The 13,327-nt window shown below is 72.8% G+C and carries 13 protein-coding genes; 3 read left to right on the plus strand and 10 right to left on the minus strand.

Annotated features, from left to right (window positions below; translation table 11 throughout):
• Positions 1 to 254 precede the first annotated feature (254 nt).
• From truB to rimP, 7 genes are all read right to left on the minus strand, one after another.
• Positions 255 to 1,184 carry a tRNA pseudouridine(55) synthase TruB gene (gene truB, locus K7396_RS10125; RefSeq protein WP_086720472.1) on the minus strand — a complete coding sequence of 310 codons (930 nt, stop codon included), beginning with the start codon at positions 1,182 to 1,184 and terminating at the stop codon, positions 255 to 257.
• Positions 1,181 to 1,633, minus strand: coding sequence for a 30S ribosome-binding factor RbfA (gene rbfA / locus K7396_RS10130; protein ID WP_086720471.1), 453 nt, complete (start codon positions 1,631 to 1,633; stop codon positions 1,181 to 1,183). Before rbfA ends, truB begins: the two co-directional genes overlap by 4 nt.
• 63 nt (positions 1,634 to 1,696) lie before the next feature.
• The gene (locus tag K7396_RS10135) at positions 1,697 to 1,990 is read right to left on the minus strand and encodes a DUF503 domain-containing protein (RefSeq protein ID WP_033269483.1); all 294 of its coding nucleotides are present in this window, start codon (positions 1,988 to 1,990) and stop codon (positions 1,697 to 1,699) included.
• A 176-nt stretch (positions 1,991 to 2,166) separates the two neighbouring features.
• Positions 2,167 to 5,262 (minus strand): translation initiation factor IF-2, encoded by a 3,096-nt coding sequence (gene infB, locus K7396_RS10140; RefSeq protein ID WP_152104838.1) that lies wholly within the window; start codon positions 5,260 to 5,262, stop codon positions 2,167 to 2,169.
• A gap of 163 nt (positions 5,263 to 5,425) precedes the next feature.
• Positions 5,426 to 5,722, minus strand: coding sequence for a YlxR family protein (locus tag K7396_RS10145; RefSeq protein WP_086720825.1), 297 nt, complete (start codon positions 5,720 to 5,722; stop codon positions 5,426 to 5,428).
• 136 nt (positions 5,723 to 5,858) lie between these two features.
• Positions 5,859 to 6,851, minus strand: coding sequence for a transcription termination factor NusA (gene nusA, locus K7396_RS10150; protein WP_086720826.1), 993 nt, complete (start codon positions 6,849 to 6,851; stop codon positions 5,859 to 5,861).
• Positions 6,852 to 6,853: 2 nt separating this feature from the next.
• Positions 6,854 to 7,396, minus strand: a complete 543-nt coding sequence (gene rimP, locus K7396_RS10155) for a ribosome maturation factor RimP (protein ID WP_086720827.1) — start codon at positions 7,394 to 7,396, stop codon at positions 6,854 to 6,856.
• Positions 7,397 to 7,556: 160 nt separating this feature from the next.
• Between rimP and K7396_RS10160 the strand changes: the two genes are divergently transcribed.
• Genes K7396_RS10160 through K7396_RS10170 form a run of 3 tightly spaced genes read left to right on the plus strand, consistent with a single transcriptional unit; the run spans position 7,557 to position 9,637 of the window.
• Positions 7,557 to 8,105, plus strand: a complete 549-nt coding sequence (locus K7396_RS10160; RefSeq protein WP_086720837.1) for a hypothetical protein — start codon at positions 7,557 to 7,559, stop codon at positions 8,103 to 8,105.
• A 49-nt stretch (positions 8,106 to 8,154) separates the two neighbouring features.
• On the plus strand, positions 8,155 to 8,676 hold the full coding sequence (locus tag K7396_RS10165; RefSeq protein WP_086720828.1) for a ferritin-like domain-containing protein: 522 nt from the start codon (positions 8,155 to 8,157) through the stop codon (positions 8,674 to 8,676).
• Positions 8,677 to 8,725: 49 nt separating this feature from the next.
• On the plus strand, positions 8,726 to 9,637 hold the full coding sequence (locus K7396_RS10170) for an aminoglycoside phosphotransferase family protein (protein ID WP_086720829.1): 912 nt from the start codon (positions 8,726 to 8,728) through the stop codon (positions 9,635 to 9,637).
• A gap of 66 nt (positions 9,638 to 9,703) precedes the next feature.
• Here K7396_RS10170 and K7396_RS10175 read toward each other — a convergent pair whose 3' ends face one another.
• The 3 genes from K7396_RS10175 to K7396_RS10185 all read right to left on the minus strand — a co-directional run bounded on the left by K7396_RS10175 (position 9,704) and on the right by K7396_RS10185 (position 13,217).
• Positions 9,704 to 11,413 carry a proline--tRNA ligase gene (locus K7396_RS10175; RefSeq protein ID WP_086720830.1) on the minus strand — a complete coding sequence of 570 codons (1,710 nt, stop codon included), beginning with the start codon at positions 11,411 to 11,413 and terminating at the stop codon, positions 9,704 to 9,706.
• Between the two features lie 397 nt (positions 11,414 to 11,810).
• Complete coding sequence (locus K7396_RS10180; RefSeq protein ID WP_086720831.1) at positions 11,811 to 12,347, minus strand: GNAT family N-acetyltransferase; 537 nt, start codon at positions 12,345 to 12,347, stop codon at positions 11,811 to 11,813.
• Between the two features lie 24 nt (positions 12,348 to 12,371).
• Positions 12,372 to 13,217 carry a GNAT family N-acetyltransferase gene (locus K7396_RS10185; protein WP_086720832.1) on the minus strand — a complete coding sequence of 282 codons (846 nt, stop codon included), beginning with the start codon at positions 13,215 to 13,217 and terminating at the stop codon, positions 12,372 to 12,374.
• Between the last annotated feature and the right edge of the window lie 110 nt (positions 13,218 to 13,327).

Genomic DNA, 13,327 nt, shown 5'->3' on the forward strand with positions numbered 1-13,327 from the left:
GCGCCTCGCTTCACTTCGAGCGCCTCACCGAATGAGTGAATGGCCGGATCGCGGCGGAGCGCAACGGCGGGCGGGGAGGCGGCGGCACGGGCCCGCATCGCGTATCCGTCGTGGTGACACCCCCTACTAGGGTCCCGTCGCCTTCCCGGTGGCCGCCGACGTCCCCCGTCCGGGCACGCGAAGGGGCCGGGCCCGGGGCGCCTGTCGCGCCTCCGGGCCCGGCCCTGCGGGTGGCGGATCGCCGCCGACCATCCTCAGACCGCGAACACCGCCAGGCTCTTCGCCTTCCCGCCCTGGTTCTCCACCAGCGCGAGGAACCGGCCGTCCGGGCCGAACGCCGCGACCGGGCCGCTGCCCTCGAAGCGCGGCATCGGGATCCGGGCGCCGTTGAGCAGCAGCCGGGCCTGCGCCTCGGGCACGTCCCAGCGGGTGAACGCCGCGGCCGCCGCGTCCCCGAGCGGCATGACCGGCAGGCCCTCCCCCTCGGTGTCGTCCACCGCGGCCTGGAGCTGGTCGAGCGTGCGCGCCCGGTCCAGCTTGTACGGGCCGACGCGGGTGCGGCGCAGCGCCGTCAGATGGCCGCCGACCCCGAGCCCCTCCCCCAGGTCACGGGCGAGGGCACGGATGTACGTACCGGACGAGCACTCGACGGAGACCAGCAGATCGGTCACCGGGGTGCCGTCCTCGGCCTCGGTCTCGTGCGCGGAGTGCACCACGAACGAGGAGACGGTGACCGGCCGGGCCGGGATCTCCACGTCCTCGCCGTCGCGGACCCGCGAGTACGACCGCTTGCCGTTGATCTTGATGGCGCTGACCTTCGACGGCACCTGCATGATCGCGCCGGACAGCCCGCCGACGACCGCGTCGATGTCCTCGCGGGCGAGGCCGTGTGCCGCCTTCGACGCGGTGATCTCCCCCTCGGCGTCATCGGTGATCGTCGTCTGGCCGAGCCGGATCGTGCCGACGTACTCCTTCTCCGTCAGCGCGAGGTGGCCGAGCAGCTTGGTGGCCCGCTCGATGCCCAGGACGAGCACGCCCGTCGCCATGGGGTCGAGGGTGCCGGCGTGCCCGACCCGGCGGGTGCGCGCCATTCCGCGCATCTTCGCCACCACGTCGTGCGAAGTGAAGCCGGACGGCTTGTCGACGATGACCAGCCCGCCCGGCTTGTTGCTCTCACGCTTCATTCTGCCGCGGTGCCCTCGTCGTCGTCCTCGCCCGGCTTGCGGTAGGGGTCGGCCTCGCCGGCGTACTGGGCGCCCGAGGAGACCTCGCGCACCTTGGCGTCCGACGCCCGTGCCTTGTCGAGCAGGTCGTCGATCGTCTTGGCGTTCTCCGGCAGGGCGTCCGGCACGAAGGCCAGGGTGGGCGTGAACTTGGTGCCCGCCGCGGCCCCGACCGCGGAGCGCAGGATGCCCTTGGCGCTCTCCAGCCCGGCGGCGGCGCTGGCCCGCTCCTCGTCATCGCCGTAGACCGTGTAGAAGACCGTAGCCTCCCGCAGGTCGCCGGTGACCCGGGTGTCCGTGATGGTCACGTGCGAACCGAGCCGCGGGTCCTTGATACCGCGCTGCAGCTTCTGGGCGACCACCTCCCGGATGAGGTCCGCCAGCTTCTTCGCCCGCGCATTGTCGGCCACTGGTCCGTCTCCTTCTTTCTTCCACAATTGTGCTTCCACCGGCGGCGGCCTGCCCGGTCCGGGTCAGTCGTCGTCGCCGTGCAGCCGCCGGCGTACCGACAGCAGCTCCACTTCGGGCCGTGCGGCGACCAGGCGCTCGCAGCGGTCCATGACATCGGTGAGATGCCCCGTGTCCCCGGAGACCACCGCCAGGCCGATGGTGGCCCTGCGGTGCAGATCCTGGTCCCCGACCTCCGCGACGCTCACCGCGAATTTGCGGTGCAGCTCGGCGACGATCGGGCGGACGACGGAGCGCTTCTCCTTCAGCGACCGTACGTCGCCGAGAAGCAGGTCGAAGGACAGTGTCCCTACGTACATGCAAGACGGGCTGAGCCGCCCGTGGGGCCTTAGGTGTCCGTGTCATTTCGAACCGTACACGGAACGGCCGGGGCCGATCGACGGAAATAATCTCCGCCGACCGGCCCCGGCCGGCTGCCCGCCCGTCGCGCGACCACCACGGGGGTGGACCGCGCCACGGGCGGGCCGCTGCACGATCAGCCGCGCGGCTTCTCGCGCATCTCGTACGTCGCGATGACGTCGTCGATCTTGATGTCGTTGAAGTTTCCGAGGTTGATACCGCCCTCGAAGCCTTCGCGGATCTCGGTGACGTCGTCCTTGAACCGGCGCAGACCCTGGATGTTGAGGTCCTCCGCGACCACCTTGCCGTCGCGGATGAGGCGCGCCTTGGTGTTGCGCTTGACCTCGCCGGAGCGGATGAGCACACCCGCGATGTTGCCGAGCTTGGACGAGCGGAAGATCTCGCGGATCTCCGCGGTACCGAGCTCGACCTCCTCGTACTCCGGCTTGAGCATGCCCTTGAGGGCCGCCTCGATCTCCTCGATCGCCTGGTAGATGACCGAGTAGTACCGGACGTCGACGCCCTCGCGCTCGGCCATCTGCGTCGCGCGGCCTTCGGCGCGCACGTTGAAGCCGATGACGATCGCGTCGGAGCCGGACGCCAGGTTGATGTCGGTCTCCGTGACCGCACCGACGCCGCGGTGCAGCACCCGGATGTCGACCTCCTCGCCGACGTCGAGCTGGAGCAGCGAGGACTCCAGGGCCTCGACGGAACCAGAAGCGTCACCCTTGATGATGAGGTTGAGCTGCTGGACCTCGCCGGCCTTGAGCACCTTGTCCAGGTCCTCGAGGGACACCCGGCGGGTGCGCTTGGCGAAGGCGGCGTTGCGCTCGCGCGCCGCGCGCTTCTCGGCGATCTGACGGGCCGTACGGTCCTCGTCGACGACCAGGAAGTTGTCGCCGGCGCCCGGGACGTTGGTCAGACCCAGGACCAGGACGGGGGTCGACGGACCCGCTTCCTCGACGTTGTTGCCCTTGTCGTCGAACATCGCACGGACGCGGCCGTACGCGTCGCCGACGACCATCGTCTCGCCGACGCGGAGCGTGCCGCGCTGGACCAGGACGGTCGCCACGGCGCCGCGGCCACGGTCGAGGTGGGCCTCGATCGCGATGCCCTGCGCGTCCTGCTCCGCGTTGGCGCGCAGGTCGAGCGAGGCGTCCGCGGTCAGGACCACGGCCTCGAGCAGCTGCTCGATGTTCAGACCCTCACGGGCGGAGATGTCGACGAACATCGTGTCGCCGCCGTACTCCTCGGCCACCAGACCGAACTCGGTGAGCTGGCCGCGCACCTTGGTCGGGTCGGCGCCCTCGACGTCGATCTTGTTGACCGCGACCACGATCGGCACCTCGGCCGCCTTGGCGTGGTTCAGGGCCTCGATCGTCTGCGGCATGACACCGTCGTTGGCCGCCACCACGAGGATCGCGATGTCGGTCGACTTGGCACCACGGGCACGCATGGCGGTGAACGCCTCGTGACCGGGGGTGTCGATGAAGGTGATGCGCCGCTCTTCGTCGTTGACCTCGGTCGCGACCTGGTAGGCACCGATGTGCTGGGTGATGCCGCCGGCCTCGCCCGCGATGACGTTCGTCTTGCGGATCGCGTCGAGCAGCCGGGTCTTACCGTGGTCGACGTGACCCATGACGGTCACCACCGGCGGACGCGCGACGAGCATGTCCTCGCCGCCCTCGTTCTCGCCGAAGTCGATGTCGAAGGACTCGAGAAGCTCGCGGTCCTCCTCCTCCGGGCTGACGATCTCGACGACGTAGTTCATCTCTTCGGCGAGCAGCTGCAGCGTCTCGTCGGAGACCGACTGGGTCGCCGTGACCATCTCGCCGAGGTTCAGCATGACCTGGACCAGCGACGCCGGGTTGGCGTTGATCTTCTCGGCGAAGTCCGTCAGCGAGGCACCGCGCGACAGGCGAACCGTCGCGCCGTTGCCGCGGGGCAGCATGATGCCGCCCACCGACGGGGCCTGCATGGCCTCGTACTCCTGACGCCTCTGCCGCTTCGACTTGCGGCCACGGCGCGCCGGACCGCCGGGACGGCCGAACGCACCCTGCGTGCCACCACGGCCACCGGGGCCGCCGGGACGACCGCCGAAGCCGGGACGACCGCCGAAGCCGCCGCCACCACCGGGACCGCCGCCACCGGGACGACCGGCGAAACCGCCGCCGCCACCCGGACGACCGCCACCGCCACCGGGACGGCCGGCGAAACCGCCGCCGCCACCCGGACGACCGCCGCCGCCGGGACGACCGGCACCGCCGGGTCCGCGACCGCCGCCGCCGGGGCCCGGACGCGGGCCGGCAGCGGGACGCTGCGGCATCATGCCCGGGTTCGGACGGTTGCCGCTGCCACCGCCGGGACGCGGGGCGCCACCGGGAGCGGCACCCTGCGGACGGGGCATGCCACCGGGGGTGGGACGCGCGCCGCCCTGGCCGCCCTGGGGACGGGGACCGCCCTGGCCGCCGCCCTGCGGACGCGGGCCGCCGGGACCGCCCTGACCACCGGGACGCGGGGCGCCGCCGGGACGGGGGGCCTGCGGACGGGCCATGCCCGTGGAGCCACCGGACGTGAACGGGTTGTTGCCCGGACGGGGGCCGGAGGGCCGGCCGCCGGGACGCGGGGCCGGACGCTCGCCACCGGGACGCGGAGCGTTACCGCGACCCTGGCCGCCCTGACCGCCCTGGCCGGGCGCCGGACGGGCCGGACGCGGGCCGGGGGCACCGGGACGGGGAGCCGACTGGCCGGCGGCGGGAGCGGCCGGCGCGGACGGCGGAGCCTGGAACTCGGGCTGCGCGGGGGCGGCCGGAGCGGGCTTGGGTGCCGCGGGGCGCGCCGGGGTGGGGCGCGGGCCCGGGGTGGGGCCGGCGGCGGGAGTGCTCTTGGGAGCCACCGGGGCCTCGGGGGCCTTCGGTGCCTCGGGGGCTGCCGGAGCCGCGGGGCCCGGCTTGGGGGCGCCCGGCTTCGGGGCAGCAGGACGTGCCGCCTGCGCCGGGGACGGCGCGGACGGCTTCGCGGGGGCCGACTTGCGCGGCGCCGCGGGCTTGCCGGCGGCGCGGCCGTTGCCGCTGCCTGCCTGGAAAGCGTCGGTCAGCTTACGAACAACCGGCGCCTCGATCGTCGAGGACGCCGAACGGACGAATTCACCAAGTTCTTGGAGCTTGGCCATGACGACCTTGCTCTCAACGCCGAACTCCTTGGCGAGTTCGTATACCCGGACCTTAGCCACTTCGCTCCTTCTAGGTCCGGGTTGTCCACCGGACCGTCGCTACTTCATGGGCGTACTCATCGCGTACTCATCGAGTGCTCATCGCAATCTCGACCTACTTCCGACTCGCGAGGTACCTGACCGCACGGTTTTCCGTGCGCTGTGCGTTTCGTGCTGCTGTGCGTTATTGCAACGACGGCTGCTCGACGGGCGTCCGCTCGATGAACCGGCGCAGCGCCGTCGTGTCGAACGGTCCCCGGGCCCGGTAGGCCCGGTTGAACGCCCGGCGGCGAACCGCCAGGTCGAGGCAGACCAGTGTCGGGTGCACGTAGGCACCCCGGCCGGGCAGCGTACCGCGAGGATCGGGGGCACACTCACCCTCGATCACTACGATGCGCAGCAAATCGCCCTTGGCCGCTCGCTCCCGGCATCCCAGACAGGTGCGCTCAGGGCATGCGCGGGCATGCGTCCGGCCAGACACTGCTTAAGTCTACCTCCCCGCGCCGGCCCGACCCCGATGGGGTAAAGGCGGAACGGCTGCTCAGAATTCCGGTCGGAGCGCCGCGGCACCACTGATTTTCGGGTGCCGCGGCGCCGCCGCCCCCTCGGGGACGGCCTCAGTCCTGCGGTGCGGGCTGCTCGGTGTCCGGACGGATGTCGATCCGCCAGCCCGTGAGACGGGCGGCGAGCCGGGCGTTCTGCCCTTCCTTGCCGATGGCCAGTGACAGCTGGTAATCGGGGACGGTGACCCGGGCGGAGCGGGCCGCCAGGTCCACGACCTCGACCTTGCTGACCCGGGCGGGCGACAGCGCGTTCGCCACCAGCTCGGCCGGGTCGTCCGACCAGTCCACGATGTCGATCTTCTCGCCGTGCAGCTCGGCCATCACGGCGCGCACCCGGCCGCCCATCGGGCCGATGCAGGCACCCTTGGCGTTCAGGCCGGAGCGGGTGGACCGTACGGCGATCTTGGTGCGGTGGCCGGCCTCGCGGGCGATGGCGGAGATCTCCACCGAGCCGTCCGCGATCTCCGGGACCTCCATGGCGAAGAGCTTCTTCACCAGATTGGGGTGGGTGCGCGACAGCGTCACCGACGGGCCGCGGACGCCCTTGGTCACCCGGACGACGTACGAGCGCAGCCGGGTGCCGTGCGCGTAGTCCTCGCCGGGGACCTGCTCCTGCACCGGCAGCATGGCCTCCATCGGGCCGACGTCCACCAGTACGTTCTTCGGGTCCTTGCCCTGCTGGACGACGCCGGTGATGACGTCGCCCTCGCGCCCGGCGAACTCGCCGAACGTGATCTCCTCCTCGGCGTCCCGCAGCCGCTGCAGGATGACCTGCTTGGCGGTGGTCGCCGCGATCCGCCCGAAACCGGAGGGGGTGTCGTCGAAGTCGCGGGGCTCGGCGCCCTCCTCCAGGTCCTCCGGGTCCTCCTTCGCCCACACCGTCACATGACCGGTGTTGCGGTCCAGCTCCACCCGGGCCCGACGGCGGCTGCCCTCGGTGCGGTGGTACGCGATGAGGAGGGCCGACTCGATCGCCTCGACCAGCAGGTCGAACGAGATCTCCTTCTCCCGCACCAGACCCCGCAGGGCACTCATGTCGATATCCACGGCTACGCCTCCTCCTTGTTCTCGTCGATCTTCTCGTCGTCCTGCGCGTCACGCTTGCCGGACTTGGGGTTGAACTCCAGCTCGACACGCGCCTTGGCGATCTCGTCGAAGGAGACCCGGCGGGCGGTCGGCTTGCGGCCCTTGACCCCCGGGACCTCCAGGTCCAGTCCGGACTCGTCGACGGCGATGATCCGTGCCACCAGCTCGCCGGAGCCTGCCCCGGCGGTCAGTTGGGCCTTGATGAGGCGGCCGACGGCGCGGCGGTAGTGCCGCAGCTCGGTCAGCGGACGGTCGGCGCCGGGAGAGGTCACCTCAAGGGTGTACGGGGCGCCGCCCATCGCGTCGGAGTCGTCCAGGACCTGGGAGGCCTCGCGGCTCAGCGCCGCGCACTCGTCCAGCTGGACGCCCTCGTCGGAATCGACCACGATCCTCAGCACCCGCCGCTTTCCCGCCGGTGTCACCTCGATCTCTTCCAGATCCAGGTCTCGCGCGGCGACGAGCGGTTCAAGCAATCCGCGCAGCCTCTCGCTCTGGGTGGTGCTCATCCGGGTGACTCCTCGGCCGCGTGTGCTGTTGTGGGTGGGTCGCGTGTCGGGTCAAAGCCTATCGGTTCCGGCGGGGTACTGACGATTCGGTGGGTGGTCACGGATACTCTCGCCTGCGGTGATCACGACGAAAGACCCCGGGAAGTGCAACGTGCCGAATGTGGCGCTCACACGCAGAAGGACCCTGCTGGCCGGCGCCGCCCTCGGGGGCGCGGCGCTGCTCACGGGCTGCTCCGAGGACTCCGGCCCCGACCGGAGCGAAGACTCCTCCGCCGCCGAGCGGCTGCGCGCGCGCTCCGCCCGCGACAGCGCGGCCCTGCTGGCGCGCTACGACGCGACGCTGGCCGCGCATCCGGCTCTTCAGGCGCGGCTGACCCCGCTGCGCTCCGAAGTCGCCCGGCACGCCGAGGCGTTCGGCAAGGACCGGGCCGCCCCCTCCCCCGGCGGTGACGCCTCGGACGGCCCGGCGCACGACGCCGGTGCGCCCGCGTCCGGCCCCGCGCCGCAGGGCTCCCGGCGCCCGTCCGACCCCCGGGTGCCCGGGGACGAACGGGCCGCCCGCACGGCCCTGGCCGACGCGGAGCGCACGCTCTCCGACGCCCGCGCCAAGGCGCTGACCGGCGCGCCCCCGGAGTTGGCCCGGCTGCTCGCCTCGGTCGCGGCGGCCGGTGCGGCACACGCGTACCTGCTGGCGGAGCCCGCCCGGTGACGGGCACGGCGGCACCACTGAGGGCAAGGACCGGCGAAGGGGCGTGCGCATGAGGGCCACGGGAGTTCACGGCGAGAAGAGCCGCCGCGAGGACGCGGAGGACGGGCCCGGCGAGCTGACGGCGGTACAGGCCGCGCTGGCCGCCGAGCACGCGGCGGTCTACGGCTACGGCGTGGTCGGCGGGCGGATCGCCGGGGCCCGGCGCAAGGAGGCACAGGCGGCGTACGACGGGCACCGCGCGCGCCGCGACGCGCTGCGCCGCCTGGTGCGCGACCTGGGCGGCACCCCGCGTGCCGCGGCCGCCGCCTACGAACTGCCCTTCCCCGTCCCGGACGCGGCCGCGGCGCTCCGGCTGGCGGCGGAGCTGGAGGACCGGCTGGCCGCCGTCTACGCCGATCTCGTACGGGCCGGCGGGCCGGCCAGGCGCACCGAGGCGGCGGCCGCGCTGCGCGAGGCAGCGGTGCGGTCGGTGCGCTGGCGCGGCAGCGGCGTAGCCTTCCCTGGGCTCGTGGAGCGGGCCGCGACCGCCACCCCGTCCGGCGACGCGAGCGCCTCCGCGGGCGCGCTCTGAACGACCGGCCGCGGTGCGGTCACGGCCCCAGGAAGGGGACAGCTCAAGCATGGCAACGGCACCCATCGAACCGCCGCAGCGGTTGGTGAGTTCGCTGAGCGGCGATCCGGAGGGTCCCGTACGGGAGTGGCTCGACACGCTGCCGACGCTGGTTCAGCGGCAGCTCGACGCCTGGGATCTGACGCTGGAGCGGGTGCAGGCCCCCGGTGGCCGCAGCAGTCTGCTCTGCCTCGTACGGCAGAAGGACCGGACGGCGGCGGCGCTGAAGTTCCCGGTGCCCGGACAGGTGCCCGCGCGCGAGGGGACGGCGCTGGAGGCGTGGGACGGCTGGGGCGCGGTGCGGCTGCTGCGGTCCGACGACACCAGCGGTGCGCTGCTGCTGGAGCGGCTGCGGGGCGGTGTGTCGCTGCGGTCGCTGCCGGAGGCCAAGGCGCTGCTGGAGGCGGCCGGGACGGTGCGGCGGCTGTGGGTGCCGGCGGAGCCGGAGCACCCCTTCGAGACGCTGGCCGGGCGCACCGAGGAGGCAGTTCAGGCGCTGCGGACGGCCGGGGCGCTGACGCCGGCGGCCGGGCCGCTGGTGGACCGGGCGCTGGAGCTGCGGCGCGCCCTGCCGGACGGCTCCGACGAGCGGTTCCTCCTGCACGGCGCGTTCCGGCAGGGCAAGGTGCTGGCCGGCGAGCGGGCGCCCTGGCTGGCGGTCGGCCCGGAGCCGGTGGTGGGCGAGCGGGCGTACGACCTGGCGGCGCTGGTGCTGGACCGGTTCGAGGACCTGGTGGCCGGTCCTGGCGCGGCGGCCGCGGCCCGCCGCCGGGTGGCCAAGCTGGCCGACTCCCTGGAGGTGGACCGGGACCGGCTGCGCGACTGGACGCTGTACCGGGCCGTGGACCTCGGGGTGCGGGAGGCGACGGCGGGCGACCGGCAGCGCGGCGAGCTGCTGCTGGAGTTCGCGGCCTGGCTGTAGTGGACGGACGAACGGGCCGGCCGCCGGGGTGTGCACCCGGTGGCCGGCCCGTCGGCCGTGCGGGGGTTACGCGCCGAGGCGGGCGACGGCCTCCTCGACCGTCAGCTCCTCGCGCTCGCCGGTGCGGCGGTCCTTGACCTCGACGACGCCCTCGGCGGCGCGGCGGCCGGCGACGACGATGGTCGGCACGCCCAGCAGCTCGGCGTCGGTGAACTTCACGCCCGGGGAGACACCGGCCCGGTCGTCGACGAGGACCCTCAGGCCCGCGGCGCCGAGCTGCTCGCCGACCTCCAGGGCGAGCTCGGTCTGCTTGGCCTTGCCGGCCGCGACGACGTGCACATCGGCCGGGGCGACCTCGCTCGGCCAGCACAGGCCCTTCTCGTCGTGGGTCTGCTCGGCGAGGGCGGCCACCGCGCGGGAGACGCCGATGCCGTACGAGCCCATGGTGACCCGGGCGGGCTTGCCGTTCTGGCCGAGCACGTCGAGCTCGAAGGCGTCCGCGTACTTGCGGCCGAGCTGGAAGATGTGGCCGATCTCGATGGCGCGGTCGATCTTCAGGCCGGTGCCGCACTCCGGGCAGGGGTCGCCGGGCTCGACGACGACCACGTCGAGCCGGTCGTCGACCTCGAAGTCGCGGCCCGCGACGACGTTCTTGGCGTGCTTGCCCTCCTTGTTGGCGCCGGTGATCCAGGAGGTGCCGGGGGCGATGCGCGGGTCGGCGATGTAGCGGAACGCCTTGCCGGCCAGGCCCTGCGGGCCGACGTAGCCGCGGACCAGCTCGGGGCGGCCGACGAAGTCCTCGGCGGTGACCAGCTCGACGGTGGCCGGCGCGAGGTGCTCGCCGAGCTTGCCGAGGTCGACCTCGCGGTTGCCCGGGACGCCGACCGCGACGATCTCGCCGTCGACCTTGACCAGGAGGTTCTTCAGGGTCGCGGAGGCCGGTACGCCGAGGTGCTCGGCGAGGGTCTCGATGGTCGGGGTGTCGGGGGTGTCCAGCTCCTCGACGGGGCCGTGCGCGGAGCCGTCGGACGGCTCGACCTTGACCGTGACGGCCTCGGTGTTGGCGGCGTACTCGCAGGCCGGGCAGTAGACGAAGGTGTCCTCACCGGCGGCCGCGGGGGCCAGGAACTCCTCGGAGGCGGAGCCGCCCATCGCGCCGGAGACGGCGGAGACGATGCGGTAGTCCAGGCCGAGGCGCTGGAAGATCTTCTGGTAGGCCGCGCGGTGCAGGGCGTAGGACTGCTCCAGGCCCTCGTCGGTGGTGTCGAAGCTGTACGAGTCCTTCATCTGGAACTCGCGGCCGCGCAGCACACCGGAACGGGGGCGGGCCTCGTCGCGGTACTTGGTCTGGATCTGGTAGAGGATCACCGGCAGGTCCTTGTAGGACGTGCACTGGTCCTTGACCGTGAGGGTGAAGATCTCCTCGTGGGTGGGGCCGAGGAGGTAGTCGGCGCCCTTGCGGTCCTTGAGACGGAAGAGCAGGTCGCCGTACTCCTCCCAGCGGCCGCTGGCCTCGTAGGGCTCCTTGGGCAGCAGGGCCGGCAGCAGGACCTCCTGGCCGCCGATGGCGTCCATCTCCTCGCGCACGATGCGGGAGACGTTCTCCAGGACCTTCTTGCCCAGCGGCAGCCACGTCCAGATGCCGGCGGAGGAGCGGCGGACGTAACCGGCGCGGACGAGCAGCTTGTGACTGGCGGTCTCGGCGTCGGCCGGGTCGTCGCGCAGTGTCTTGATCATCAAGCGGGACATGCGCTGGACCTGTGCGGCGTGGGCCATGGAAGTTTCTCCTGCGTAAGAAAGGTGACTCCCTGGAGGTTAGCCGTAGGGGTGTGGCACGAGGAAATTCTTTGGCCCCACGTTGTCGGCTGCCCCGCCGTGGGGGTTGCTCACCGCGTTTCGCCCCGCTGCGCGGGTGCGCCCGGCGTTGCGCCTGCGGCGGGCGGTGCCGGTCCGCTGCGCGGGGCTGTCGGGGTGCGGGGACGGGCCGGAGCGGGTGGGGGTGTCCGGACGTAAAGCGAAGCAGTCCCACACACCGGCCCCGGAGGCCCGTCACCGCACCCACCAACCACCCGCCCGCCGCAGGCGCCACGGCGGGAAAGTCAAAACGGGGCAGACGCAAAGCGCAGCGGAACCCACGGCGGGACAGCCGAAAACGTGGGAAAAAGACAAGGCGTCAGAGACGCCGCAACGGCAACGGCGCCCCCATCACCGCGTACGGCGTGGGCGCGCTGGGAAAGAGAACGCGGCGGGCCAGATCCCGGTAGCCGAGGGATCGGTAGAGCCGCCGGGCGGGGCTCTCGGTGTCGATGGCGGAGAGGATGGAGCGTGGTTCGCCGGCCGTGTCGGTGATCCGGGTGATCAGTGTCCGGCCGAGGCCGCGGTGCTGGTAGGCGGGGTGGACGTGCAGCTCGGTGATGGTGAAGGAGTGGTCGAGCCAGTGGTCGAGGCCCTCGCTGCGCAGGTAGGGCTCGACGACGGTGGACCACCAGTGGACGCGGTCGTTGGGCATGCCGTAGACGAAGCCGACCAGCCGGCCCGCGGGGGTGGTGGCGCCGAGGGCGCGGGCGCCGGGGCAGGCGAGGTGGCGCAGCACGATGTGCCGGCGGACGGCGATCTCCTCGTCGCTGAGGCCGAACGCGACTGCCTGGACGGCCAGCGCGTCGTCCACGCGGGCAGCGAGATCGAGCGGGCCGACCGCGACGGGATCCATGCTCGGAGCGTACAAGGCGGCGGGTCAGAAAAGTACGCTCATGAACGCGCCGACTTCCTCGAAGCCCACGCGCCGGTAGGAGGCGCGGGCGGCGGTGTTGAAGTCGTTGACGTAGAGGCTGACGACGGGGGCGACGTCGTTGAGGGCGTAGCGCAGCACGGCGGCCATACCGGTCTCGGACAGGCCCTTGCCGCGGTAGGCCGGGTCGACCCACACGCCCTGGATCTGGCAGGCGCGCTGGGTGGCGGCGCCGATCTCGGCCTTGAAGATGACCTTGCCGTTCTCGATCCGGGCGAACGAACGGCCCGCGCCGACGAGTTCGGCGACCCGGGCCTGGTAGAGGAGCCCGCCGTCGCCGGCCATCGGGGAGATGCCGACCTCTTCGGTGAACATGGCCACGCACGCGGGCATGATCAGGTCCATCTCGTTCTTGCGGATGCGACGGACGTACGGGTCGGGGGCGATCTCGGCGGCCGGTGCGGTGGTGACCATCAGCGGCTGGTGGGCGCGGATCTCGCGGGCCGGTCCCCAGGAGGGCTCCAGGAGCGACCACAGCTCGGCGGTGGACTCGGCGGGGCCCACGATGGACGAGCAGCGGCGGCCCTGGCGGCGGGCGCGTTCGGCGAAGCCGCGGACGGCCTCGGGGGTGGCGCAGACGGGGACGAGGTTGGCGCCGGCGTAGCAGAGCGACTCCAGGCGGCCGCTGACGTACCAGCCCCACATCTCGCCGCCCAGCCGCCACGGGTCGAGGCCGGCGACCTGGACGCGGGCGGCGACGAAGGCGTTGGCGACCGGGTCGCGGTCGAGGACCGCGAGCGCATCGTCGAGGTCCCCGGGCTCGAGGACCTTGATGGTGGGGGTCGTCAGCACGTCTCGGAATGCCTCACCGTTACGGGCCTGGGAGGCCAGGCGGGAGCAGGTCTTGGCACTTTACCTCCCTGCGCGCGCGAGCACCCCGCGGCCGGGGGGCGCACGGCCCC

The sequence above is a fragment of the Streptomyces angustmyceticus genome (assembly GCF_019933235.1).
Taxonomy (GTDB): Bacteria; Actinomycetota; Actinomycetes; order Streptomycetales; family Streptomycetaceae; genus Streptomyces; species Streptomyces angustmyceticus.